The 25,672-nt window shown below is 35.8% G+C and carries 19 protein-coding genes; 13 read left to right on the forward strand and 6 right to left on the reverse strand.

The window, feature by feature from the left end; translation table 11 throughout:
- The first annotated feature begins 21 nt into the window (after positions 1–21).
- Together CHRYMOREF3P_RS21475 and CHRYMOREF3P_RS21480 are read left to right on the forward strand one after the other, a co-directional pair.
- Positions 22–3,606 (forward strand): choice-of-anchor L domain-containing protein, encoded by a 3,585-nt coding sequence (locus tag CHRYMOREF3P_RS21475; RefSeq protein WP_180565479.1) that lies wholly within the window; start codon positions 22–24, stop codon positions 3,604–3,606.
- A 276-nt stretch (positions 3,607–3,882) separates the two neighbouring features.
- On the forward strand, positions 3,883–6,240 hold the full coding sequence (locus CHRYMOREF3P_RS21480; RefSeq protein WP_077415294.1) for a choice-of-anchor L domain-containing protein: 2,358 nt from the start codon (positions 3,883–3,885) through the stop codon (positions 6,238–6,240).
- Positions 6,241–6,372: 132 nt separating this feature from the next.
- On the opposite strand, the gene rsmA is transcribed toward CHRYMOREF3P_RS21480, so the two are convergent.
- Positions 6,373–7,143, reverse strand: coding sequence for a 16S rRNA (adenine(1518)-N(6)/adenine(1519)-N(6))-dimethyltransferase RsmA (rsmA, locus tag CHRYMOREF3P_RS21485; protein WP_180565480.1), 771 nt, complete (start codon positions 7,141–7,143; stop codon positions 6,373–6,375).
- A gap of 91 nt (positions 7,144–7,234) precedes the next feature.
- On the opposite strand from rsmA, the gene CHRYMOREF3P_RS21490 reads away from it, so the two are divergent.
- The 6 genes from CHRYMOREF3P_RS21490 (at position 7,235) to CHRYMOREF3P_RS21515 (ending at position 12,581) form a co-directional block, all read left to right on the forward strand.
- The gene (locus CHRYMOREF3P_RS21490) at positions 7,235–8,134 is read left to right on the forward strand and encodes a cell division protein FtsX (protein ID WP_077415290.1); all 900 of its coding nucleotides are present in this window, start codon (positions 7,235–7,237) and stop codon (positions 8,132–8,134) included.
- A gap of 2 nt (positions 8,135–8,136) precedes the next feature.
- Positions 8,137–8,433 carry a DUF3098 domain-containing protein gene (locus CHRYMOREF3P_RS21495; RefSeq protein WP_180565481.1) on the forward strand — a complete coding sequence of 99 codons (297 nt, stop codon included), beginning with the start codon at positions 8,137–8,139 and terminating at the stop codon, positions 8,431–8,433.
- Between the two features lie 109 nt (positions 8,434–8,542).
- Complete coding sequence (locus CHRYMOREF3P_RS21500; RefSeq protein WP_180565482.1) at positions 8,543–9,361, forward strand: undecaprenyl-diphosphate phosphatase; 819 nt, start codon at positions 8,543–8,545, stop codon at positions 9,359–9,361.
- A gap of 24 nt (positions 9,362–9,385) precedes the next feature.
- A complete protein-coding gene (truB, locus tag CHRYMOREF3P_RS21505; protein ID WP_077415284.1) occupies positions 9,386–10,084 on the forward strand; it encodes a tRNA pseudouridine(55) synthase TruB in 699 nt (232 codons plus the stop codon).
- 387 nt (positions 10,085–10,471) lie between these two features.
- Complete coding sequence (gene rluF / locus CHRYMOREF3P_RS21510; RefSeq protein WP_077415282.1) at positions 10,472–11,194, forward strand: 23S rRNA pseudouridine(2604) synthase RluF; 723 nt, start codon at positions 10,472–10,474, stop codon at positions 11,192–11,194.
- A 166-nt stretch (positions 11,195–11,360) separates the two neighbouring features.
- Positions 11,361–12,581 carry a YncE family protein gene (locus tag CHRYMOREF3P_RS21515; protein WP_180565483.1) on the forward strand — a complete coding sequence of 407 codons (1,221 nt, stop codon included), beginning with the start codon at positions 11,361–11,363 and terminating at the stop codon, positions 12,579–12,581.
- An 84-nt stretch (positions 12,582–12,665) separates the two neighbouring features.
- On the opposite strand, the gene CHRYMOREF3P_RS21520 is transcribed toward CHRYMOREF3P_RS21515, so the two are convergent.
- On the reverse strand, positions 12,666–13,928 hold the full coding sequence (locus tag CHRYMOREF3P_RS21520; RefSeq protein ID WP_077415278.1) for a helix-hairpin-helix domain-containing protein: 1,263 nt from the start codon (positions 13,926–13,928) through the stop codon (positions 12,666–12,668).
- Positions 13,929–14,530: 602 nt separating this feature from the next.
- Here CHRYMOREF3P_RS21520 and CHRYMOREF3P_RS24345 point away from each other — a divergent pair.
- The gene (locus tag CHRYMOREF3P_RS24345; protein ID WP_317169707.1) at positions 14,531–15,694 is read left to right on the forward strand and encodes an RHS repeat-associated core domain-containing protein; all 1,164 of its coding nucleotides are present in this window, start codon (positions 14,531–14,533) and stop codon (positions 15,692–15,694) included.
- Between the two features lie 79 nt (positions 15,695–15,773).
- A complete protein-coding gene (locus CHRYMOREF3P_RS21530) occupies positions 15,774–16,205 on the forward strand; it encodes a hypothetical protein (RefSeq protein ID WP_180565484.1) in 432 nt (143 codons plus the stop codon).
- A 306-nt stretch (positions 16,206–16,511) separates the two neighbouring features.
- Here the strand turns inward: CHRYMOREF3P_RS21530 and CHRYMOREF3P_RS21535 are convergent, their stop codons facing one another.
- Complete coding sequence (locus CHRYMOREF3P_RS21535; RefSeq protein WP_047383183.1) at positions 16,512–16,856, reverse strand: MerR family transcriptional regulator; 345 nt, start codon at positions 16,854–16,856, stop codon at positions 16,512–16,514.
- Positions 16,857–17,067: 211 nt separating this feature from the next.
- Between CHRYMOREF3P_RS21535 and CHRYMOREF3P_RS21540 the strand changes: the two genes are divergently transcribed.
- Complete coding sequence (locus tag CHRYMOREF3P_RS21540) at positions 17,068–17,949, forward strand: AraC family transcriptional regulator (RefSeq protein ID WP_180565485.1); 882 nt, start codon at positions 17,068–17,070, stop codon at positions 17,947–17,949.
- Between the two features lie 143 nt (positions 17,950–18,092).
- On the opposite strand, the gene ccoG is transcribed toward CHRYMOREF3P_RS21540, so the two are convergent.
- A complete protein-coding gene (ccoG, locus tag CHRYMOREF3P_RS21545) occupies positions 18,093–19,535 on the reverse strand; it encodes a cytochrome c oxidase accessory protein CcoG (protein WP_180565486.1) in 1,443 nt (480 codons plus the stop codon).
- A 256-nt stretch (positions 19,536–19,791) separates the two neighbouring features.
- On the opposite strand from ccoG, the gene CHRYMOREF3P_RS21550 reads away from it, so the two are divergent.
- Positions 19,792–20,685: an SMP-30/gluconolactonase/LRE family protein gene (locus tag CHRYMOREF3P_RS21550; protein ID WP_077415256.1), complete on the forward strand. Its 894-nt coding sequence runs from the start codon at positions 19,792–19,794 to the stop codon at positions 20,683–20,685.
- Positions 20,686–20,760: 75 nt separating this feature from the next.
- Here the strand turns inward: CHRYMOREF3P_RS21550 and CHRYMOREF3P_RS21555 are convergent, their stop codons facing one another.
- Positions 20,761–22,068 (reverse strand): DEAD/DEAH box helicase, encoded by a 1,308-nt coding sequence (locus CHRYMOREF3P_RS21555; protein WP_180565487.1) that lies wholly within the window; start codon positions 22,066–22,068, stop codon positions 20,761–20,763.
- A gap of 85 nt (positions 22,069–22,153) precedes the next feature.
- Positions 22,154–23,428 carry a carcinine hydrolase/isopenicillin-N N-acyltransferase family protein gene (locus CHRYMOREF3P_RS21560; RefSeq protein WP_180565488.1) on the reverse strand — a complete coding sequence of 425 codons (1,275 nt, stop codon included), beginning with the start codon at positions 23,426–23,428 and terminating at the stop codon, positions 22,154–22,156.
- A 278-nt stretch (positions 23,429–23,706) separates the two neighbouring features.
- On the opposite strand from CHRYMOREF3P_RS21560, the gene rpsA reads away from it, so the two are divergent.
- On the forward strand, positions 23,707–25,497 hold the full coding sequence (gene rpsA, locus CHRYMOREF3P_RS21565) for a 30S ribosomal protein S1 (RefSeq protein ID WP_077415250.1): 1,791 nt from the start codon (positions 23,707–23,709) through the stop codon (positions 25,495–25,497).
- The last annotated feature ends 175 nt before the right edge of the window (positions 25,498–25,672 follow it).

Genomic DNA, 25,672 nt, shown 5'->3' on the forward strand with positions numbered 1-25,672 from the left:
TTTTGTTTAAAATAATATAAAATGTTAAATAGGAGGAGAGGAAATTTATTTTTAGCGTTATTTTTAGTTTTCATAGGCAACTTTATTTTGGCTCAAAATAGAGGAAGGGTAGAAATTGCGAGAAAGCCCAGTGCTGCTTCCTTGAGAGCAGGTGCTTTTATAGATGTAAATGCACCAAGTTATCCGGAATCAGGCTATCCTATAACCCAGCTAATAAATGATGTTCTTATATCAGGAGGTACTACCTGTACCAGTTCAAGTGTAAGCAACGTAACCGTGTCTCCAAATTTACCCGCTACCAATCAGAATAGAAGCTGGGGGTATTTTAATAAATCAAATACCAATTTTCCGTTCAGTAAAGGAATTATACTTTCTACCGGATATGCCAATAAAGCAGGGAATACTCTTCAGGGAACTTTAAGTGATGACCTTGGAACCGGAGGAGATGTAGATCTGGCGAACGCTTTGGGAATCGGTAATAACAACCTAACCAATGCTACCTCTATAGAATTTGACTTTGTGGCAGCTTCTACTGAAATTACTTTCAGATATTTATTTGCTTCGAAAGAATATCAACAAAACTTTCCATGTACCATTACAGATGGTTTCGCCCTATTATTAAAGAAAGCATCTGATCCTAATTATACCAACCTTGCAGTGCTTCCGGGAGGAGCAGGAGCTGTAAGTGTTACCAATATTCACCCGCAGTATCAAAACTGCGGACCTAAAAATGAAGCCTATTACGGAGGAACAAATACCGCTCAGATTGAAACCAATTTTAACGGACGTACCATTCCTCTTACAGCAAAGGCAACCGTAATTCCGGGGGAAACGTATCATTTTAAAATCGTTCTTGCCGACTATCAGGATCCCAATTTTGATTCTGCAGTATTTTTGGAAGCAGGATCTTTCGATATTGGAGTGAAAATTCTGGACCCGGCCGGAGTACAGCTGCCTGGATCTGTAAATATGTGTGACAATACACCACAAACGTTTACGGCTTCTGTTCAGGGACCCAATATAACCTATCAGTGGTATTTGGGAACAAACCCAATTGCCGGAGCTACTAATGCAAGTTATACGGCAACCCAACCAGGAGTATATACTGTTAAGGTTTTTATTCAGGGGAATACCTGCCCGGGAGAAGCTACTATTACAGTGGTAGGCGGAACATCCCCTACAGTACAGAATGCTACATTAACGGCCTGTTATGCTGCCGGAAATGCTACATTTAATTTAACATCAGCACAGGCTTCAATAAGTACGACTCCGGGAGCTGTGTTTTCTTATTATACCACATTAGCGGACGCTAATGCAGGAAATACAAATACAATTCCTAACCCAGCGGCTCATCAGAGTGCAGGCGGAACGGTGTATGTAAGAGTAGCAAACGGTTTCTGTGCAAAAGTAGCACAACTCCAATTGGTGAAAGCACCACAAATGATACCTACTATTGCTCCACCGGCAGTACTTACCTGTGCTAGCTCTCAAACTACACTGGATGCATCAGCTTCCGTTTATCCGGCAGGCGCTACATTCAACTGGACAACTACAGGAGGAAATATTGTTTCAGGGGGAACTACTCTAAATCCTGTTATCAATGCTGCAGGAACTTATACTTTAACGATAACAAAAATATATCAGCCAGGTAATATTAGCTGTACAGCAGTGGGCAATGTGACTGTAACGGGAAACAGTGCTCCACCGGTTACGGGACTTACCGCAAGCAAAATAAAAATCTGTAAAGGTCAATCAGCAACACTTACCGCTTCAGGTGGTGCTACCTATAACTGGGGTAACGGTCTTACCGGAAACGGAAGTACACAGATTGTTTCTCCTACGGTTACAACTACTTATACTGTAACAGCAGTAGGTGCTAATGGTTGTGTCTCTCAAAACCCAGCCACTATAACAATTGAAGTATCAGAACCTTTTACCGCACAAAATGCAATACTACATAAATGTTATCAGACAGGATTAACTTATAATCTTACCGAAGCACAGCCTCAGATCACAACTACTGCAGGAGTTACTTTTACTTATTACGTAAACCAGGCTGATGCCAATGCTGCTAACGGAAACTTTATTGTAACACCTACAACATATACACCACCGGGAGGAAGCCAGACTATTTATGTATTGGCAAGCAACGGAGGTTGTAGCTATGTAGTATCTCTGCAATTATTAAGCACAGCGCAGACTACCCTTACAATTGCAGCGCCACAAACAATTACCTGCACAACTCCTCAGATTACCATTAATGCTTCGGCATCTGTAGTACCTGCAGGATCTACTATTGCCTGGACAACAACCGGAGGAACCATTGTGTCCGGAGGGAATACACTTACCCCTGTTGTAAGTGCTGGTGGAACGTATACTCTAACGGTTACTAACGTGTCACAACCAGGAAACCTGAGCTGTACCTATACTTCAACAGTAACAGTACAGGAAGATAAAGTAAAACCGGTTGCTGCTCTTGTTTCGTCAGTACCTCGTATTTGTATAGGTGAATCTGTAACATTAACAGCTTCGGGAGGGGTAACCTATAATTGGGGCAATGGTCTTACCGGAAACGGAAGTACTCAGGTGGTTTCACCTACAACAACAATGGTATATACTGTTTTTGCTGTTGGAGCTAACGGATGTATTTCTGCAACACCAGCAACAGTAACTGTTCAGGTAGGCCCACCTATAGCGGGACTTACAGCATCAAAATTAAAAATTTGTGAAGGCGAATCTGTAACATTAACAGCTACGGGAGGTATTACTTATAACTGGATAGGACTTACCGGAAACGGAAATACTCAGGTCGTTACTCCTACCGTAACAACAGAATATTCAGTATTTGCATTGGGAGGAAACGGATGTAGCTCTGTGAATCCGGCTAAAGTTACTATTGAAGTAGTCCCTGCAATTGTTTCTACATTGAAGGATGTATTTGTTTGCGCCGGAGATAAAGGAACTCTTGATGCAGGTCCGGGACCAAATTATACTTATTTATGGAATACAGGAGCAACCACTCAAACGATAACAACTAATATTGCCGGCGCTTATTCTGTGATCATCAGTAATGGAGTTTGTTCCAAAACGTTCTCTGCTCAGTTGATTAATCCTGACCTGCCACAGTTTACCAATGTAGTATATGATAATCATATTCTTACCCTTACGGCAAGCAATCCCACAGGAGGTACTTTAGAATACTCAATAGATGGTGGGCTGACGTGGCAGCCGTCGAATATATTTACCGGTATCCTGAATAATACAATGTATTCTCTTATGGTAAGAGTAAAAGGTGCTAAATGCGGTACTTCACTGGACTATTTTACATTCGTTATCAGCAATGCCATTACCCCTAATATGGATGGTGTAAATGATACCATAGATTTCACAGGAATCAGTGGATATAAAGATTTTGGAGCTTCAATCTTTGACAGATATGGAGCCGAGGTATTCAAAGCCACGAAAGGAGATGTTATTTGGACAGGATCTTTAAAAGGAATCAACCTGTCTACAGGGACATATTGGTATAGAGTACAGTGGGAAAACCCGGCCAGTAAGAAAATGGAGCAACGCTCAGGCTGGATTCTCTTGAAAAACAGAAACTAGAATTTAATAAAATAAAAAATAGACAATAAAATCTTTCAGGAATGAAAGATTTTGTTGTTTTATGCCATAAACGTTATCGCGTTTTGTGAATTATTTTAATGAGAGAATAAATATGTTAAAACAATTTGTAAGACGATACTACCACATTCTTTATAGGAGGGCTAATTAACGAAAGTTTACTTTAAAAGGTTCATGTTTTGTTTTTTTATAGTAAAAAATATAAATATGTATGTGAGATATTTAAAAAAAAATTAAATTTGTTGAAACAAAAATATTATGAGAAGATATCTACCGCTTTGTTTATTTTTTTTAGTCATCTCGACTTTTTTATTTTCACAAGATCTGCCACCCAGGAAACACGTAAAGGAAACCCCTACGGCATTATCCAGAAGGGCAGGAGTTTTTATTGATGTAAATGCTCCACAGTATGCTGAAACAAGTTACACGATAGAGAAAATGGTAAAAGATGTATTGATCTCATCCGGGACCAATACCTGCCTTACTCCCAATGTAAGTAATGTGAAGATCACTCCTAATCATGCTGCAAGTGATGCAGACAGAGCTTGGGGGTACTTTCATAAAGCAACAACCAATTTCCCTTTTAAAGACGGGCTTATTCTTTCCACAGGTTATGCAAGAAGAGCTGGTAACAGTTTTGAAGGTGGACTGAGTGATGTCAATGGTGGGGGATCAGATGCTGATCTTGCACAGATAATTGGAGTAGTGGAAAGCAGATTGAACGATGCCGTTCTTCTGGAATTCGACTTCGTTCCCACTACATCGCAGATTAAATTTAACTATTTGATTGCCTCTGAAGAATATACAGGTTCATTCCCTTGTACTTTTGCTGATGCATTTGCCATCTTATTGAGACCTACCTCAGGAGGACCTTATGTAAATATGGCTGTGCTTCCCGGAGGTGCAGGACCTGTAAGTATTACGAATATCCACCCTGCAATAGCAGGTAGTTGTGGTGCCGTAAACGAACAATATTTTGCCGGATACAACACAGGTAACGTGGAAACCAACTTTAACGGAAGAACAATTCCATTGACTGCTACAGCAACCGTAGTAGCAGGACAGCAATACCACTTCAAAATGGTAATTGCCGATTATAGTGACCATAGTTATGACTCTGCAGTATTTTTGGAAGGAGGATCTTTCAATATCGGAGTAGACCTTTTGGATCCAGCAGGTACAAAACTACCTTCTGATATCAACGTGTGTGATAATGTACCTCAGGTAATCACCGCTTCTGTAAGTGATCCTAACCTTGTATATCAGTGGTATTATAATGGTACACCGGTACCCAATGCTACAACCAACACTATTACGGCTATACAGCCGGGTACTTATACTATCGAAGTAAGTGTTCCGGGAAATCCATGTCCGGGTAAAGCTACGATTCAGATTCATGGAGGAACAACTCCGCTGGCTCAGGATGCTACATTGCTGCTTTGTACCACACCGGATATTACTACTTTTGATTTAAGTACAATTACATCTACTATCAGCCCGACACCGGGAGCTATTTTTAAGTTCTACGTAAATCAGGCAGATGCAATAGCACAGAATGACAATTATATTCAGACTCCGTTAAACTATAACGGTAATGATGGCCAGATTCTCTATGTTGTGGTTTCCAATGGTAGTTTCTGTAGTAAAATGGTTGAATTGACATTGCATAAAGAAGTAACCCCAACTGCCAAAGTAAAAGCTTCCAGAATAAAAATCTGTCCGGGAGAATCTGTAACCCTTACTGCTGAAGGGGGAGATACTTACGAATGGAGCAACTTTATGGGAACAGGAAATATACAGACTGTTACTTTATATCAGACGACAACATTTACAGTATATGCAATTGGAGCAAAAGGCTGTAAATCTCTTAATCCGGCAACAATAAGAATCGAAGTTACTCCTGAAATCACTTCACCATTAAAAGATGTTGAAATGTGTATCGGTGATAAAGTAACTCTTGATGCAGGAGCAGGAGATGGCTTTAAATACCTTTGGAGTACAGGTGCTACAACACAGAAAATTGATGTAGACCAATGGGGAATCTATTCCGTAGAAATTGATAACGGAATTTGTAAGAAAGTTTTTGAAGCCAAAGTAATGGGTGCAGCTACTCCTTTTGTGACTGGATTAAACTATGAAAGCATCAAGAAAACAGTAACGATCACGGCTGAAAACCCTCCAATGAACAATATGCCAAGTACTTTGGAATATTCTATTGACAACGGAATCAGCTGGCAGGATTCAAACGTGTTTACTAATCTTTTAGACAATACAAATTATACCGTGTTGGTAAGAAGAGTAGGTACACATTGTGTAGGATCTCTTGAATTCTTTACATTGCAGATCAATAACATTATTACTCCAAACGAAGACGGAATCAATGATGTTCTGGATCTTAAAGCTCTTGGAGAGTTTAAAAACTTTACGGGTTCTGTGTATGACAGATATGGAGTAGAGATGTTCAGATTCTCAAAAGAAAATCCTATCTGGGACGGAACAGTTGGAGGTAAGAGACTTCCTACAGCAACCTACTGGTATAAGTTCAATTTTGAGTATCCAAAATCAAAAGCTCAGATGAACTGGTCAGGATGGATCATGCTGAAAAACAGAAACTAGAATTGAATTGATAATGTAATATAAAAGAAAGCCTTTCAGATTTATTTTGAAAGGCTTTCTGCTTTTTTAGGAATAAAGGTTGTTATTAATTCAACAGAAAAGCTCCTTTATCAGAAGCTTTATTATTGAAGTTTATTGATTTTCTTTCCAGAGATTGGCGAAGTGTATAAAATCTGATACACTAAGTTCTTCCGCTCTTTTATCCAAAAACTCATGGCCTTTTAAAGCTTCAGGAATAGTTAAGGATTTCAATGCATTAGATAATTTTTTTCTTCTCTGGTTGAATCCTGTTTTTACAATCTGCTTAAAGAGAATTTCGTTGCCCGCAAGACCATCCTTAGGATTTCTTGTAAGACGAATTACCCCTGATTTTACTTTCGGAGGTGGATTGAAGACGTTCTCATGTACCGTAAACATATAAGATACATCATAATAAGCCTGTATCAGGACAGAAAGAATACCGTAATCTTTAGTTCTCGGAACGGCGGCCGTTCTCTCAGCCACTTCTTTCTGGAACATTCCTACCATTTCCGGGATCAGCTGATAATGATCTACAATCTTAAATAAGATCTGTGATGAGATGTTATATGGGAAATTACCGATAATAGTAATCTGATCATCTTTGATAAAACTGAAGTCCTGTTTCAGGAAATCTCCCACAAAAGTCTCTTCAGTAACCTTTGTATAATTTTTTTTCAGGTATTCGATAGACTCAGTATCGATCTCTGCAAGGTAAATGTTCTGATCTTTTTCAAGAAGATATTTGGTAAGAACTCCCATTCCGGGACCTACTTCCATAATATTATTATAGTTCTCAAAACTAAGACCTTCTACGATTTTTCTTGCGATGTTTTCATCTGTCAGGAAGTGCTGTCCAAGATGTTTTTTTGCTTTTACACTCAAGGTTTTTTATGATTTTATTAACAATGATTTTCTTTATTTCGTCCCAAATTTCGGAAGTTTTTTTCTATTTTAGCCAAAAATTTTAATATTAATGGCTAAATCTGTAGATGAATTTAATAAGAAAAGGCTTCGGTCCAGCAATATTACAGTAGTGATAAGTATTGCCTTAGTGTTATTTTTGTTAGGATTAATGGGGCTTATTTTAATTAATGCCCAGAAGTATTCTGACTATATCAAAGAACAATTGGTGGTAAACGCCTACTTTGATGAAAATTATGATGCTAAAGATTCTGTAAAAATTGCAAAACTGGAGGAAGAAACTTTTAAAAAGGTACAGACTCTAGCTCCAGTAAAAAAAGCAACCTATATTTCAAGAGACATGGCTGCAAAAGAAGCCAAGAAAAGTATGGGAATTGACAGTGATGCATTGTTCGAAGAAAATATCTTCCCTTCTTCTATTGAAGTTGCTCTAAAACCGGAATTCGTAGATCCAGCAAAAATTGATGAGGCTATTAAAGAGATCAAATCAGTTCCCGGGATTAGCGATGTTAAAAATGACAGTACCTTGATGGTGGATGTTTACAATAACCTGAGCAGAATCTTAAAGTGGATCTTAGGATTTTCAATTTTGTTTCTGGTATTGGCTGTTGTATTGATTAACAACTCTATCCGTCTGAAAATATTCTCGAAGAGATTTATTATTAAAACAATGCAGTTGGTAGGAGCGAAAAGAAGATTTATTCTTAAACCTTTCATCATAGAAGCTATCATTTTAGGAGCTATTGGTTCTGTAATTGGTCTTATTGCTTTAGGTGGTGTCTGGTATTATTTCACAAGCCAGATTGGTTCTGCTTTCGTACAGGACAACAACCAGTATTTCTGGTTAGTGATCTTGGTACTGGGAGTAGGAGTTTTTATTTCTGTCTTAAGTACAGTTTTCGCTACATGGAGATTCTTAAAATCAAACGTTGACGATTTATATTACTCTTAACAATGAGCAAAAAAACAAATAAATTCTCCGCTTCAGACTTTGGACATGAAGCTGAAGTACCACAGGAAAACGCTTTCTATTTCGGACCGCAGAATTTCAAGTGGATGCTGATAGGACTGGCATTTATTGTCGTAGGATTTCTACTGATGATGGGCCCGGATGCCAATACGGTAGATGGTAAATTTGACCCGAACTCATGGAATGATGAGATATTTTCTATCAGAAGAATCAGGATAGCACCTCTGTTTGTTGTTATAGGATTTGTAATAGAAGTATACGCTATCTTAAAAAGAAAATAAATAAAATAATTTTTAAGGATTAAAAAATTTAAGAATTGAAAGATTTAAGCTAAAGAGCCAGTCTTTTTTAATTCTTAAATCTTTTAATCTTTTTAATTTTTAAAAGAATATGGATTTAATCAAAGCAATTATTATTGCCATTGTAGAGGGATTGACAGAATATCTTCCGATTTCTTCTACTGCACATATGGGATTTACGGCCAACCTTATGGGGCTTGAAGAAACAGAATTTTTAAAAATGTTTCAGGTGTCCATTCAGTTTGGAGCTATTTTATCAGTGGTAGTGGCATACTGGAAAAAGTTTTTTGACTTAAATAATATTCAGTTCTATTTTAAACTCGCTTTTGCTGTAGTTCCGGCTCTGGTTTTAGGATATTTATTCGATGATAAAATTGAAGCTATACTTGGAAATCAGATTGCTATTTCTTCAGTTTTGGTTGTAGGAGGGGTTATTTTACTGTTTGCTGACAAATGGTTTAAAAATCCTAAAATTGATGATGAAAAAGGAATTACCATAAGAAATGCAGTAACCATTGGTTTCTGGCAGTGTCTTGCAATGATGCCGGGTACAAGCCGTAGTGCGGCTTCTATCATTGGAGGTATGGCACAGGGACTTACCAGAAAAGCTGCTGCAGAATTTTCTTTCTTTCTTGCTGTACCTACGATGCTGGCAGTAACTGTGTATTCAGTTTTTGTTAAAACATGGGGGAAAGAAACGGCAAATCCACAGAAAGGATATGAAATGATTATGGCTTCACAGGATCACATTATGATCTTTGTGATAGGAAATGTTGTTGCGTTTATTGTAGCACTTATCGCTATCAAGGCTTTCATCGGTGTGCTTAATAAATACGGATTTAAACCTTGGGGCTGGTACCGTATTTTTGTTGGAATTGCTCTGTTGATTTATTTTTATTTCTTTAAATAAGAAATCACTCATTTATACCCATTCATGACTGCTGAAGAACTGAAATCAGGATACATTTTTTTATTGGATAAGCCTTTGGACTGGACTTCCTTCCAGGCTGTCAATAAAATGAAATATAAACTTAAAAGGGAATTTAATCTTCCTAAAAATTTTAAAATCGGGCATGCAGGGACTTTAGATCCCAGAGCAACAGGACTTCTTATCGTATGCTGCGGAAAATTCACCAAGAAAATTCCGGAAATCCAGGATGCTCCCAAAGAATACTGGACGGAGATTAAGATCGGAGTGCAAACAGAATCCTACGATACTGAAAAGCCTGAAATCCTTCATCAGGACATTGCTCACATTTCTGAAGAACAGGTACAAGAAGTTCTTGAAAAGTTTGTGGGTGAAATTGAACAGAAACCACCCATTTATTCAGCCATTAAAATTGATGGTGCAAGAGCTTACAATCTTGCAAGAGCAGGTGAAGAAGTAGAAATGAAGGCCAGAAAAACGACCATTCATTACATTAAAGATATTAAAATAGATTTTCCTTTAGTAAGCTTCATGGTAGGCTGTTCAAAAGGAACCTACATCAGAAGTCTTGCACATGATATTGGGCAGGAATTGGGAGTGGGAGCCTATCTGACTCAATTAAGACGTACCAAAATCGGTGACTATACTATTGAAAGTGCTACAGATCAGTTTTTAAATAATGAGTACAGGTTTGAAAATCTGTAAAAATAAAAGAATTTTTATCTCTTCATTCAGTATTTACACAATAAAGTTAACTGCGGAATTACAGTAGTAGGCAAATGTATTTTTTTGCCTAATTTTGCATTGGAAATTGGATTGAAATATTGTTTTAGATAATAATGATGATCTGTTGTATTGGGTAATACAGCTCAAATTTTATTTTTTGTTCTGATGAAAGGCCCTTTTACAAGTTCCAACTATAACTTTTGAAGAATAAGGCTAAGAAATTAGTTTTGTTCGAAAGAATCAGTCAGGAAAGCAGAATTATGTTAGAAGTTCACAATTTCCCAAAATCTAGTGTTGCTTTTATAGGCTAAAGCTATAAAATTACATTTTCAGTAATAAAAATTATACCGGTTACGGAGAAAAATAATGGAAAAAACACGTATCAATAAATATTTATCAGAAGTAGGGTACTGTTCAAGAAGAGCGGCAGATAAGCTTTTAGAAGAAGGCAGGATCAAAATAAACGGGAGAATTCCAGAGATGGGAACAAAAGTTTCCGATGAAGATCTTGTGGAGGTAGATGGAAAGCCAATCAGAGAACCCCAGGAAAAGCCGGTATATATTGCTTTTAATAAACCGGTGGGAATTGTATGTACTACGGATACAAAACGTGAAAAAAATAATATTGTAGATTATATCAACCACCCAAAAAGGATTTTTCCTATCGGAAGATTGGATAAACCAAGTGAGGGATTAATCTTACTTACAAGTGACGGTGATATCGTTAATAAAATTCTAAGAGCCCGCAACAATCACGAGAAAGAATATATAGTTCGTGTAGATAAACCGATCAATCCTAGATTTTTGGAAAAAATGCGAAATGGAGTTCCTATTCTGGATACCGTAACAAAAAAATGTGAGGTAGAAAAGATTGATGATATGAATTTCAGAATTGTTCTTACCCAGGGACTCAACAGACAAATCCGAAGAATGTGTGAATATCTCGGATATGAAGTGAAAAAACTGAAGCGAATCCGTATCATGAATATCAAACTAGATCTCCCAATTGGAAAATGGAGAGATCTTACAGAAGATGAACTAAATGCATTGAATTCTATGCTTACAGATTCCAGTAAAACATTCAACTAAAATTTATACTATACTTTAACGGTTTACTTTCTATACTTTCCAATATCAATTATTGGAAATAGTATAAATTATTTTTATTTCATAATTTTTCACATATTGGTGTAATATATTTTATTTTTCACTAAAAATATTTTATATTTATAATAATAACTATAACCTGAAAATAATGAAATTAAATTTCAATGGAGTTCTTTTGTTTGTGACTTTGGTAATTCTTACCAGTTGTCTAAATGAACACGATCCGGATCATTCACATGATTCTTCCTTTTACATTGATTATAGAAGCTTAAAAGGATTGTCAGACGGAATTGCCGTTATAGAACTTGATCCTGAAGCCCCGGATTTTGGAAATATCAGCAGCAGACTTGAACTGGGTGTTGGTGTATTGCCACATCATATTTATTACAATCAGAATGCAAAAAAAATGTTCACAACTGCTTTGGGAGGTAGTTATCTCTATGAGATAAAAACAGGAGAGGACCAAAACGGGCTGCCAAAATTAATTGATGCAACGCCTATTGATACTGGTGAGAATACAGTAGGAGAAAATTTATTTTTCACGAATGACGGAAGATATTTTATGACCTTTATGGGAGGAGCAGGAGGCCCGAAGGATGGTAGCATAGGTGTTTTTAACGCTAATAATAATCAGCTTATCAAAACTATTAAAGCGCCAATTCAGGCTAATCCGAATCAATTTATAATGTATCCACATGGTATTTCAGTTAATGAAGAAAAAGGATTAATGATGGTAACCTCTACCATTCACCCGGATCTTACTACGGGATTAGGAAATACCTGTACTTTATTAGATCTCAATACCTATGAAATTAAGGAGACGTATCGGGTAGCGGACTCACCAACAGATATGTCCGCTCCTGTTGAGGTTTTACTGCTGCGTGGAAAATTTCCGCAATATGCACTTGCTACAACAATGATCGGGGGTGATATCTGGATTGCACCATACAATACTACCACAAAAAAATATGATGCTTTTACCAAGCTTTTTGACGGGAGTACACAAGGGCTGGGCTGGGCACTCGAAATGTATATTGATGATTCAAATAAGCTGTATGTGAGTTTTGCAGATCCTGGAAAGGTACTTGTCTTCGATTTAAGTAATCTTCCCCAGCTAAAACTTTTGAAGACTTTCGATGCTGATAAAGGGGCACATCACATGGCTTTCTTTAAAACCAAGTCAGGAAAAGAGGTTGTAGCAGTACAAAATAATTTATTGGATCTCCCTAATCTGAACTCAGGAACCATTAGTGTAATTGATATCAACACCGGAAAAACCTTAGGTACAGTCGATTTGCGTAACCGTTATGGAATACTGCCGGAATCCATTGAAGGAACCAATGGCCCGAGCAATTATATGCATCACTAGAATTTAGAATATTGTTTCATAATATGAACTGTTCCAAAATATTATTTTTGGAATAGTTGATGTTGTTTTTTATCTGAGCTTAAATTATTTTACATATAATCTCATTCTTTCTTCATACTCAGGTTTCAGTTTTAAAAGTTTCCATATTTTTCTATCATCAGGATTACTGATCCGGTAGAAAATGATTTTGTCTGCAGAATATTTGAAATAGGGATGATTTTTAAGCCATTCCTCAGGAGCATCCACTAATGAATATCTGGGTACATCTGAAGCATTCAAAGGTGCTGTTGAGATCAGCTTCTGAACAAGATCCTGATCAATATTGTATGTACTTAAAATCTGTTGCTTATTGATAAAGCCTCCTAACTTTTTTCTGAAGCCAATAATAGAACCGGCACTCCTTTCATCCAGACCAAACTCTATTAGCTGTCTGAAAGTAATCGTATTGAGATCTGTTTTTGAAAAATCTGTTTTTTCCTGTTGCTTTTCCTGAATTCTGATATAAGGTTTCATTTCCTGAAATTTCTCTGCAGAAATCACAAAACATTTCTGCAGATCTTCTATACTTTTAAAACTTCCCCGTAGATTTCTATCCCGGTAATTAATGATGGTAATGGCTTGTTTTTCTGAAAACCCAAAAGCTTTCCAGCCCTCCAGGTCCTGTTGATTAGGATCAAAAGAATGGTATTGGATTTTGGTTTTGGCAGTATTATTCTTTGTGGAATTTTGGAAAGTTTCGGGAGTTTTCACTGGCAAAAGCAAATAAGATTCAAGTTTGCTGTAATTTTCAGGAGAGATGATGAAACACTCTTTAAACTTCTCCTTGCTGATAAAGCTTCCTCCCAGATAATTCCTGTATTTTAAAATAGCTTCTGCCTGTCTTTCACTGAAACCCATTTTGAGCCAGTCATTGGCAGAAAACCTATCAGGATTGAATTTTCCTGAAATAATAATTTCTTTCTTTCCATATGCATTGTGTCCTTCTAAATTCTTCCTCTCTGCTGTTTCAGGAAGTAGAATAGATGATTCCAATTCACTGAATTTTTCTTCAGAAATAGCGTAACATTTTTTCAACTGTTCTTTTGAATTAAATTTTCCTCCTACAATATCTTTATACTTGAGAATTGTAGCAGTCTGTTTCTCTGAAAATCCAAGTTTCTGCCATTGTTCTTTGTTCAGTGTATTGGGATCAAAATCTGATAGATCCACAGAATTTGAAGAACTTGCAATGAACTTTACATCAGGGAAAGGTTCTTTTTCCCGACTGGTGTACTTTTGGTAGGCCAGTAAAATAGTCAGCAAAGTGACCATAAATGCTAATTTTCGGTAATAGTTTTTTCTCATCATATGGTAAAAATATCAATAAAAATAAAGTGTGTCAATACTTGATAATGAAATGATTAAAGATGATATGCAGATTGTGTTTAATGCTTAAAAAGGAAATGGAAATTTGATATTTTATAAGATATAATTTCGTAATTGAGCGTGAATTTTTTTTGATTAATGTTGATCTTTTTGTTTGTAATGCGACAAGTTTTGTCGTTGTGTATAGATAATTTTGCATCAGTAAAATGAAAATATCAATATAAATTAAGAGGATTTAATAATAAATAGTATGATTTACAGCATACCACATGAAAGTCATTCTCGTGTCTTAAAAAGTGTTAAATTCGCACAGTTTTAATAAACTAATTACTAACTCAGAAAACAACATTGGAATGAAAATAGTGAACAAAGTAATAAGCTATCTTATCTTAAAGAAATCGGAACCGGAAATGCAATAAGCGGGTACCCTTTGGCATCAGGAAGTACTATTCTTATGATATCAATGGAAATATGAAGACTCAACTGGATAAAGGGATTTCCTCCATCCAATATAATTATTTAAATTACCAGGAAAGATTACTCAAAACTCCAAAGTAACAGACTATATTTACAGAGCAGATGGCGTGAAAGTAAGAAAAGTTTTTGGGACAGAAACAACTGATTATCTGGACGGCTTTCAGTATACTAATTCCGTATTGAAATTCTTTCCAACGGCAGAAGGGTATTTTAATGTTGAGACCGGAAAGTATGTGTATAACTACACAGATCACCTTGGAAATGTTAGATTAAGCTATGCTAAAAGTGGAGCAGGAACAGAGATCATTGAAGAAAGTAATTATTATCCGTTTGGATTGAAACATGAAGGGTATAATGTTTTATCGGGGAATTCTGCGTATAAATATAAGTACAATGGCAAGGAGCTTCAAGAGACTGGTATGTATGATTATGGAGCGAGGATGTATATGCCGGACCTAGGAAGGTGGGGAGTTCAGGATGCTTTAGGAGAGTTATATTATAACAATAGTCCTTATAGCTATGTAACTAATAATCCTATAAGGCTTATTGATCCTACAGGAATGTGGATAGATATACAAGATGGAGATACAACTTATCGTTATAATAATGGCAAACTATATACACAAAATGGAAAAACTAAAAAGTGGGATGTTGAAGCAAGCGTAGGTGATACTAGCTATGCAGGGCAAATTTTATCTGCATTAACATCTATATCTAGTGATAAAGAAAGCTCTTTTGGGAAAACTTTTTTAGGTTTATTTGCAAATGACAATATAAATACAACAATACAGTCTAGTGAAGGAACTTCTTATGCAGGGAAAAATGGAACATATACGGATGGTTCAGGTGTAGTAACTTCTTTTACACAAGATGTTAATACATATACATCCAAGTTTGGTGAAACTCCTATAAAGACAAAAATTCCTTTTCATGTAACTTTATTTCACGAATTAGGACACTCTTTTTTTGATCAAACTGCATCCCATGAAGAACTTGGTAAATCTTGGGTAAATGCAGATGATGAAAATAATTTTTCTAAGGATATTCCACAATCAGAAATTGCGGCTTCATATATTGAAAATTTACTGCGCTCCGAACAAGGGCTACCAATCCGAACAAGCTATAGCCCCGATGCTGCTATTTCAACAACATTAGTTAATACTAATAGTATACAATGGCGTCCTACAGTTCGTAATGTCAACACACGAGTTTTCACTATGCCAGTAAATGTTCAGGTTATTTACAATAAAATATTGAATAGTAAAAAATAATATCATGCGAAAATATATTTATATGTCTTTGTTCTTTTTTTTCTTGAATTGTAATCCCTTGTATAAACAATATCAAGAAATGAATAAAAATGCTAAGGGAAATTTATATAATGAACAACTTAGAAATATTAAATCTATTCTTTCTAAAGAGAATAGGAGAGCTATTTTAATAATATCTTGGGAAAAAAATATCTTGGGAAAAGATGGGGGACTTTATTATAAGGCATTAATATATGATCCATTAAGCGGAGAAAAGAAATTGTTTAGAACAACAGAAAGAAATCCGGAAACGATAATAATCCCTGAAGATAATTCTGATGTGAATTTCAAAGAATTGATATACATATTAGACAACTATATAAATGGTAATGAAGAATATCTATTGTCGTTAAAGGACTCCTTTAATAGTGCGGAAATTGGATATCCTTACTACATTTATGATTTTGCGAAGGGTAAAAAAATAAAAATAAAATCCTTTGTTTTCGATAAAAACGGAAAATTGATTCAATAGTTTCTATTGATGAACACATGAAAACCACTGTGCAAAGCAGTGGTTTTTATCTTATAAACAGCTTCAATCAATTATATTCCTCCATTCAATATAATTATCTAAATTTACCAGGTAAGATTACTCAAAACTCCAAAGTAACAGACTATATTTACAAAGCAGATGGCGATGAAAGTAAGAAAGGTTTTTGGTACAGAAACAACTGATTATTTGGACGGCTTTCAGTATACTAATTCCGTATAAAAATGTATTTTTACAAAAACTCCGCTGCAATTAATTGCAGCGGAGTTTTTTATATTTTCAAAAAATTTATTCTTCCTCCCTTTCTCCCAAAGATTCTTTGAGCTTAATAAGCTCAGCTTTTACAAACTCAAGTCGGTCAATTAGGGTGATGGTTTCAGAGATTTTACTGTTTGTAGTCAGGGCGATGCGGGCTCCGTCCAGCGTGTATCCTTTTTCTTTTACCAGATGGTAAATCATCTGAAGATTTTTGATATCCTCAGGAGTGAAATATCGGTTGCCTTTCCTGTTTTTTTTAGGCTTGATAATTGGGAATTCCTGTTCCCAGTAACGTATTAATGAAGTGTTTACGTCGAATGCTTTTGCCACTTCTCCTATAGAATAATACAGTTTATCAGCTAAATTTATTTTCATTTTTCAACTCCTAAACTTCAAAGATAAAAATTTTTTAAAGTTTTATCCAAAATATATTACAAAAAGTGCGGTCAGACTTTATGTAAAGGGAAAATATAAAGATAAAGCGGTCATGAAATAACTCTGTTTATTATAATAGATAGGAAGGGCCGCAGTATGCCAGTTCTTTTTTGTTTAAATTTGTGAATCCTTACCATACATAATATAAGTGATGAATCCTATCTCTGTTCTTCATATCGATCTTTTCCAGGCAGGTAAAAATACGTCAGATTTTTATTTTAATACAATGAAGAATCATTTGGTGGTAGGACATCGTCATATAGAAAAGCCACACAGACATGATTTCTACGCTGCTGTACTTTTTACCAAAGGAGCAGGGATACATGAAATTGATTTTCAGAAGTATGATGTTTCTGAGGGAAGTCTTTTCTTCCTGTCACCGGGGCAGATTCACAGCTGGGAGCTTTCAGAAGATATTGATGGGTATATTTTCTTTTGCTCTCAGGAATTCTATGAAATGCATTATGTAAATCAGAAACTGAGGAATTTCCCCTTTTTCGGATCGGTGTCTTTTCCTAGAAAACTTCAGCTGGATAGTTTGGAACTGAAGAAAAATATAACTTTATTTCAGGAACTCGGAGAAGAACATCGGGCTAAAAATATAATGAAAGAAGGTCTTATTCTGTCATTGATGTCGCAGATCTTTATTAATTCCAGCAGATTATTTTCAAGAGATTTTGATACACAGGCTTCTGCTGCCGGACTTTCTTATTTTAAACATTATCAGGATTTTGAAAATTTGATTGAACAGCATTTTGCAGAATATAAATCGATTGCCCATTATGCATCTTTATTAGGTATTTCTTCCAAACATCTGAACAGGATTGCACAGACCGTTGTTCAAAAAACCGCTACAGATGTTATTACAGAAAGAGTAGTGTTGGAAGCCAAAAGAATGTTGATGTATCTGGATGAAAGCCTGGTTGAAATTGCTTTCAGATTAGGATATGAAGAATATTCCTACTTTGTAAGAGTATTCCGGAAAAACTCCGGAATGACTCCCACCCAGTTTATGAGGAAATATAAAGCTTAATGAGTTTAAAGTTTATGGTTTAAAGTTGCTGGTTGCCATGTATTTGATTTTAAATACTTCCTATCAATATTTCACAGAGTATTTTCCCTAATCCCTAATCCCTAATCCCTAATCCCTAATTCCTGCAACCTATCATCTGCCACCTACAAAGCTAACTTAAACGGTCCTTCAAAAGTCGTTTCAAACGAATCTACGAGTTTTCCCTTTTCATCAAAAACTCCGATGACCATATTTTGTTTTGAAAACTTAATGTCTTCTTCAGGGAAGGAAATATTAATGTTCCCTTTCAGGATCTGGTCTCCTTTTAAGATGATTGTTTCAGAGCCGAAATAAGTGATTTCAGCATTCAATGGGGTGATAACTTTGATGTTCAACGTCTTTTTTTCATTAGATTTATTAAGAAGAGTATAAATAAAGGTATTGGTGATTTTACCGTTTTTAACGAAAAATGTAGAGCCTGCCGGTTTGATAAATTTCGCTTCCATAGAACCGCGATCATACATTAAAAATCCAAGGAATCCGATCAGCAATGCCAGAATAACGGTCGTTGCCTTCATTCTTGGTGTAAATCTGAACTTTTCGCGGTTTTCAATTTCTGATTCTGTAGCATAACGAACTAATCCTTTAGGTAAACCTACCTTTTCCATTACTTCATCACAGGCATCAATACAAGCTGTACAATTCACGCACTCCAGTTGCTGCCCGTTTCTGATGTCAATTCCCGTAGGACAGACAACAACGCATTGGTTACAATCAATACAATCTCCCTTACCAGCAGCTTTTCTATCTTCATTATTTTTCCATTTTGAACGGCCTTCTCCTCTTTTAAAATCGTAATATACGTTGATTGTCTGTTTATCAATCAGAACTCCCTGAAGCCTTCCGTAAGGGCAGACCAGAGTACATACCTGCTCGCGAAGCCATGCAAAAACAAAATAGAAAGTCATCGTGAAAAAGATCATCGTAATAAACTTTAAAGGATGTTCTGAAGGCCCTTCAAGCATAATCTGGAAAACCTGTTCATAGCCTACGATATACATAAACATAAAAGTAGAGCAGAGCAGGGAAATCAAAATAAATACGGACCATTTTGTAAGTCTCTTCCTTATTTTTTCAGCATCCCATTCCTGTCTGTCAAGTTTCATCTGTTTATTTCGGTCTCCTTCGATCCAATATTCTATTTTACGGAAAACCATTTCCATAAAAAGAGTTTGAGGACAAAGCCAGCCGCAGAATATCCTTCCGAAAACTACCGTAAATAACATCACAAAAATAACGGAAGTTACTGCTCCCAATGCAAGGATAAAAAAATCCTGCAGATAGAAAGGCTGCCCGAGGATAAAGAATTTCCTGTCGATAACATTGATGAGCAGAAAAGGATTGTTGTTGATCTTTACAAAAGGCAGTCCGAAAAAAAGGGCAAGAAGAAAATAGCTGGTGTAATTCCTGTAATTGGTGTATTTTCCTTTAGGCTTTCTGGGGAATATCCACTTCCTTTTTCCGGTTTCATCCATTGTTCCCACTGAATTTCTGAAATCTTCACTTTCAATTTCCAAAGACTTGATATTGTTGGACTCTGCGCTCATTATTGTATGCTATAAAAGTATTTTGGTACTATTTTCAACAGGATCATTCTCATTTTTTTAATTGATTTTTCATTTAAAAAAGTGATCAATCCTGTTACTGCAAAGCTCCGGATTATATCTCTGCAGTACTAATATGATCTACTTCAAAAATAGGATAATTGGGACATTTTGTGTTTTTGATTTTTATTGTATCAAAACGGGAAAATATTTTGAAACCTGTAGGTCATATTGTAAATTGCAGGTTTAAAAATGAAGTATGAAGAATATATTTAAAATAGGCATGATTGGTTTGGTTTTCGCATTGGTAAACTGTCAATCAGTAAATTATAGTAAAATGTTGTATGAAGGAGTAAAGCCGGAAATGGTTTCTGATACGTTCAGTTTCACAGAAGGACCATCAGCAGATAAAGAAGGGAATGTTTACTTTACCGATCAACCCAATGATAAGATCTATTATTGGGACTGGAAAAGCAATAAGGTAATAGAGTTCTTAGACAAGACGGGAAGGGCAAACGGAACACACTTTGATAAAGACGGATATTTGATTACCTGCTCGGATGATCAGGGAGAGATCTGGAAAATTTCCAAAGACAAGAAAGTAGAAGTTCTGCTTAAAGGTTTTGAAGGAAAAAGGTTGAACGGTCCCAATGACGTTTGGAATGATGAAGCCGGAGGAATGTACTTTACAGATCCACTGTACGAAAGAGATTATTGGATCGGTTTTAAACAGGAACTGCAACACAAAAGCCTTTATTACAGAGATAAATCAGGGAAAGTTATCAAGCTGGATACATTTACCCAGCCAAATGGAATTGTAGGCAGTGAAAAACTGAAAAAATTATACCTTTCTGATATTGATGCCGGGAAAACTTATGTATATGACATATTGGGTGAAGGGAAATTGTCAGAAAAAAGACTTTTCTGTGAAATGGGATCAGACGGAATGGAGCTGGATAAGCACGGAAACCTTTATCTTACAGGAGATGGAGTACATGTTTTTAACCGTTCCGGAAAGAAAATTTACCATATTCCTATCCCTGAAAAGTGGACTTCCAATGTAACTTTTGGTGGAGAAAATAATGATATACTTTTTATTACCGCCTCAAAATCTGTGTATACTTTTCCTACCAAAGTAAGAGGAATAAAATAATATGAATGTCATTGCGGAAAGCGATCTCTGCATTTCGCAATGACATATATATTGTTTGTCTAAAGAATCATATTTTTAATAAGCAACTTCCATTTTTACTTTCTTTCCTTTCAGCTTTTCGTTCTGAAGCTTTCTTAAAACAGCATTTACTTTGCTTCTGGAAACAGCAACATAAGAAGTTGTATCCTTTACTTCAATCAAACCGATATCTTCTTTCTGAAGTTCTCCTTTTTTGATAAGATATCCCACAACATCCACTTTGTTGACCTTATCTTTTTTTCCGGCACTGATATAAATAGTCTGGAAAGGTGTTTTTTCCGGAACTTTAGTAAATCCGGAAACACTTTCTTCAGGAGTATTATTTTTAATGAACGGGAAGTTTTCGTCCTCTGTCATGATCAGATATACAAAACCTTTGGCATTCATTCTTGCAGTACGCCCGTTTCTGTGGATGAAAGCATCTTCTTTTGGAGGAAGCTGATAATGTACAATAGATTCTACTTCCGGAACATCAAGTCCGCGGGCAGCAAGATCTGTAGTAATAAGAATTCTTGCGGAATCATTTCTGAATTTCAGCAATGCACGTTCTCTTTCGTCCTGCTCCATACCGCCATGGAAGGTTTCTCTGTCGATTCCCATCTGATGAAGAAGTTCAGAAATTCTGTCAACAGCCTCACGGTGGTTACAGAAAATAAGAGTCCTTTTATTTCCTATTTTACAGATTAAATTAAACAAAGTATCCAGCTTTTCCTCAGAAATTGTCATTACTTTTCGCAATTGGATATCTGGTTTTACTTCACTTAGTTTTAAAAAATCGATGGTTTTTTCATTTTTTAGACCAGTAAACGATGGAATTTCATCCATTGTCGTAGCTGATGTTAAAATTCTTTGAGAAAGGCCTTTTAATGAGCCTGCAATAAACTCCATATCTTCATGAAAACCTAGCTCCAGAGCTTTGTCGAATTCATCAAGAACGAGTGTTTTAATCGTTTTCGGATCAAAATTATTATTTCTTACGTGGTAAGCAACCCTTCCCGGAGTTCCTATTAAAACAGCAGGAGCTTCAATTAAATTGTTAACCTCGATTTTTTTATCATGTCCACCATAACAAACAGATACTTTAAAATCCGTTCCCATAGCTTTGAAAACCTGCTCAATCTGTAAAGCCAGTTCTCTGGCCGGAACCAATATCAATGCCTGAACTCCCTGAACATTTTTTTTCAGATTCCGAAGAACCGGGAATAAAAAAGCAAGAGTCTTTCCAGATCCTGTAGGAGAGAGCAAAACAATGTCTGTATTGTTTTCAGACGCATTATAAGTAGATTTCTGCATCTGATTCATATCCTGAATCTGCAGCTTCTGGTAGATTGATTGTAGTTCCATGGTGCAAAGGTAGTGAATTTTGAAGGTTTTAGAGTTGAGGATATCAGGGTTTATAAGTAATACAGTTTCCCCAATTTTCCTTTTCTTACTTTTTTATATCCTTCATTCTGTTAAGTATTTCTTTTCCCCGGATTAATGTTACACTATAGGCTTTATCGGGATTAGTTACTGCTTTCTCATAAAATTCTTTTGCCAAAATTTTGTCTCCCTGCGTAAGATTGATAAACCCAATCATTTCATACATGAAATTCTGAAGTTTAAGATCTGTAGTTTCCTTGGAAGATAAATACTTTAAAAGTTTTTCTGCTGAAGTAAGTTTTCTGTCTTTATATTGCTGTACATCATATCCATAAGGTTTACTGAACCAATAGTACCACATACTGCCATTATTGTGCTCGTTCCAGGAATATTTAATGAGCTGTAATGCTGCTTCCAGTAAGGCAGAATTTAATTTTTCATTTTTTGGAGATAATTTTTCACTTTCTGAAATATAATGGTCGATTGTTCTATCTATACCTTTATTTTTCATCTCCTGAAAAATAGATTCTTTAAGATATAAAGAATGGTTCTTTGAAAAATTTTCATAAGCAAACGAAGCCGGAAAATGATCCGCAAGGTTTTCGATTCTGTATCCTTTTTTTAATTCAGATTTCAGATCGATAATATAGACTATATTATAATCATGGAAAAGATAGACATAAATAATACCCTTTTTTAAATCGAAGATTGTAGAGTATAATGTATTGAGTTCGCCTTCCTGATGGGTTTTATCCAAAATTTTTTTTAGAAATTCCACACTGTTCTCTTTCGATCCGGAAAGCATTTCATTAGCAATTTCTGGCCGCCTGCATGATAGCTTCCCATTAATCATATTGCAGTTTGAATTCACTTGAAAGTCTCCATTCTTTTCAGTTATTCCTTTGGGGTTAACTAATACAGAATTACCATACTTATCCGCTATTAGAGCTTGGGAGTAAGATATGTAGTCATATTTTTTTAATATAACAATGGCTTCTTTTACAGTTTTGCATGTTCCTAGGATTTCCCACATGATATCTCCGGGATAGGGATTGGTCAGGTTCAATTGGGTGAAATCATAATTCGCTGCTGCAAAATCAAAGAATAGTCCGTATTCATTCATGGCTGCGGCTACCTGCATGTCAGGGGCTCCGAAGCAAACGGAGGCATAGCGATTTGAGCTAGCTGGGTTATACCAAATTCTGGTAAAGGGAGTGGTATCGTCTTCGTTGGCTGCAACAAATGTTTCACCTCCTCTTGAACAGGAAAAAATTGTACAGGCTTTTATATTGATGGTATAGAAAAGGATACCAATTAAAATAAAAATATTTTTTTTCTGCATAGCTATTTTGTTTATCAGATCTCTTGAATTTGATACTATTTAATTATTAAACAATTCTGCTGATCAATCTATTACATTCATTTTAAAGATTCGATTGATTTTAATTAAATATGAATAAAGCTTCATTGTTGATGTTAAATAAAAAGTGTATCTTTGCATCCACTTTTGTGGCGAAAAGGTTTGATGGGTAAATTACTTAAAATTAATTACTTCCGTATTTTTTAATCCGCATTTATTCAAACCGTTAAAAAAGAAGGAATACAAATTTTTATTAGAAAATGTCAAAAGAGACAAATTCAGCAGAGGTTTTATTAAACCAAAACGTAGCACCGGAACAATTTGATTGGGATTCTTTCGAATCAGGTCTTGATGCAGATGCGAGAAAAGAAAAAAGCGATTTAGAAGAAATCTATAACGGATCTCTTAACAGCCTAAACGATAATGACGTTTTAGTTGGTAGAGTTGTAAGATTAACTGACAAAGAAGCTATCGTAGACATCAACTTCAAATCTGAAGGTGTTATTTCTCTTAACGAATTCCGTTACAACCAAGGCCTAAAAGTAGGTGACGAGGTAGAAGTAATGGTTGACAAGAGAGAAGACAAAACTGGTCAGTTACAATTATCTCACAGAAAAGCTAGAACGCTTAAAGCTTGGGATAAAGTAAACGAACTTCACGAAACTGGAGAAATCGTTAACGGTTTTGTTAAATCAAGAACTAAAGGTGGTATGATCGTTGACGTTCACGGAATCGAAGCATTCTTACCTGGTTCTCAAATTGACGTTAAGCCAATTAAAGATTACGATCAGTTCGTAGGAAAAACTATGGAGTTCAAAGTTGTGAAAATCAACCCTGAGTTCAAAAACGTAGTTGTATCTCACAAAGCATTGATCGAAGCAGATATCGAAGGTCAGAAAAAAGAAATCATCGCTCAGCTTGAAAAAGGTCAGGTTCTTGAAGGTACTGTTAAGAATATTACTTCTTACGGTGTATTCATTGACTTAGGAGGTGTTGATGGATTGATCCACATTACAGACCTTTCTTGGTCTAGAGTGAACCACCCATCTGAAATCCTAGAGGACGGACAGACTGTAAAAGTTGTAATCCTTGATTTCGATGATGAGAAAACAAGAATCCAATTAGGTATGAAGCAATTAGAAGCTCATCCTTGGGATGCTCTTTCTGCTGACTTGAAAGTAGGTGACAAAGTAAAAGGAAAAGTAGTAGTTCTTGCTGACTATGGTGCATTCGTAGAAATCGCTCCAGGTGTAGAAGGATTAATCCACGTTTCTGAAATGTCTTGGTCTACTCACTTAAGATCTGCTGGAGATTTCGTAAAAGTAGGTGATGAAGTAGAAGCTGAAGTATTAACTTTAGATAGAGAAGAAAGAAAAATTTCTCTTGGTATCAAGCAATTGTCTAAAGATCCATGGGAAAACATCGAAACTAAGTATCCTGTAGGATCTCAGCATGTAGGAACTGTAAGAAACTTCACTAACTTTGGTGTATTCGTAGAGTTAGAAGAAGGTATCGACGGATTAATCTACATCTCTGATCTTTCTTGGACTAAGAAAATCAAGCACCCATCTGAATTCTGTGCAGTAGGTGATAAATTAGATGTTGTAGTTCTTGAATTGGATATCCAAGCTAGAAGATTATCTCTAGGTCACAAGCAATTGACTGAAAACCCATGGGATAAATTCGAAACTAAATATGCTGAAGGAACTATCCACGCTGGTAAAGCTGTAGAAGTTCACGATAAAGGAGCTTCTGTTCAATTCGAAGATGCTGAAGTAGAAGCATTCTGCCCTTCAAGATTATTAGAGAAAGAAGATGGATCTAAAATCAAAAAAGGTGAAGATGCTCAATTCAAAGTAATCGAATTCAACAAAGAATTCAAGAGAGTAGTAGTATCTCACACAGGTATCTTCAGAGACGAAGAAAAGAAAAACGTTAAAGAATCTTCTTCTAGAAACGTATCTTCTTCTTCAAACAACGAAGAAAGATCTACTCTTGGAGACATCGATGCATTAGCAGAGTTGAAAAGAAAAATGGAAGAAGGTAAATAATCTTTGAACCATTGATACATAAGGAGCCGCTCGTTTGAGCGGCTTTTTTTATCTAAATATATATGATAAATATAAAATTTGATAATAGAAAAGAATAAATTATAGAGCTTTTTCAAAAAAAATATTACATAAGTCAATAATTGTTAAAAAATATACATTGATGTAAGATTTGTTT

The sequence above is a fragment of the Chryseobacterium sp. JV274 genome (assembly GCF_903969135.1).
GTDB lineage: Bacteria > Bacteroidota > Bacteroidia > Flavobacteriales > Weeksellaceae > Chryseobacterium.

What these genes read in the sequence shown, in the direction of transcription:
- rpsA (WP_077415250.1), top strand. Translation starts at nt 23,707, where the DNA reads ATGTCAAAAGAGACAAATTCAGCAGAGGTTTTATTAAACCAAAACGTA.
- truB (WP_077415284.1), top strand. Translation starts at nt 9,386, where the DNA reads ATGACTGCTGAAGAACTGAAATCAGGATACATTTTTTTATTGGATAAG.
- CHRYMOREF3P_RS21520 (WP_077415278.1), bottom strand. Translation starts at nt 13,928, where the DNA reads ATGATGAGAAAAAACTATTACCGAAAATTAGCATTTATGGTCACTTTG.
- CHRYMOREF3P_RS21555 (WP_180565487.1), bottom strand. Translation starts at nt 22,068, where the DNA reads ATGGAACTACAATCAATCTACCAGAAGCTGCAGATTCAGGATATGAAT.
- CHRYMOREF3P_RS21540 (WP_180565485.1), top strand. Translation starts at nt 17,068, where the DNA reads ATGAATCCTATCTCTGTTCTTCATATCGATCTTTTCCAGGCAGGTAAA.
- CHRYMOREF3P_RS21560 (WP_180565488.1), bottom strand. Translation starts at nt 23,428, where the DNA reads ATGCAGAAAAAAAATATTTTTATTTTAATTGGTATCCTTTTCTATACC.
- CHRYMOREF3P_RS21480 (WP_077415294.1), top strand. Translation starts at nt 3,883, where the DNA reads ATGAGAAGATATCTACCGCTTTGTTTATTTTTTTTAGTCATCTCGACT.
- CHRYMOREF3P_RS21550 (WP_077415256.1), top strand. Translation starts at nt 19,792, where the DNA reads ATGAAGAATATATTTAAAATAGGCATGATTGGTTTGGTTTTCGCATTG.
- CHRYMOREF3P_RS21530 (WP_180565484.1), top strand. Translation starts at nt 15,774, where the DNA reads ATGAATAAAAATGCTAAGGGAAATTTATATAATGAACAACTTAGAAAT.
- CHRYMOREF3P_RS21495 (WP_180565481.1), top strand. Translation starts at nt 8,137, where the DNA reads ATGAGCAAAAAAACAAATAAATTCTCCGCTTCAGACTTTGGACATGAA.
- ccoG (WP_180565486.1), bottom strand. Translation starts at nt 19,535, where the DNA reads ATGAGCGCAGAGTCCAACAATATCAAGTCTTTGGAAATTGAAAGTGAA.
- rluF (WP_077415282.1), top strand. Translation starts at nt 10,472, where the DNA reads ATGGAAAAAACACGTATCAATAAATATTTATCAGAAGTAGGGTACTGT.
- CHRYMOREF3P_RS21475 (WP_180565479.1), top strand. Translation starts at nt 22, where the DNA reads ATGTTAAATAGGAGGAGAGGAAATTTATTTTTAGCGTTATTTTTAGTT.
- CHRYMOREF3P_RS21535 (WP_047383183.1), bottom strand. Translation starts at nt 16,856, where the DNA reads ATGAAAATAAATTTAGCTGATAAACTGTATTATTCTATAGGAGAAGTG.
- CHRYMOREF3P_RS21515 (WP_180565483.1), top strand. Translation starts at nt 11,361, where the DNA reads ATGAAATTAAATTTCAATGGAGTTCTTTTGTTTGTGACTTTGGTAATT.
- CHRYMOREF3P_RS21490 (WP_077415290.1), top strand. Translation starts at nt 7,235, where the DNA reads ATGGCTAAATCTGTAGATGAATTTAATAAGAAAAGGCTTCGGTCCAGC.
- CHRYMOREF3P_RS21500 (WP_180565482.1), top strand. Translation starts at nt 8,543, where the DNA reads ATGGATTTAATCAAAGCAATTATTATTGCCATTGTAGAGGGATTGACA.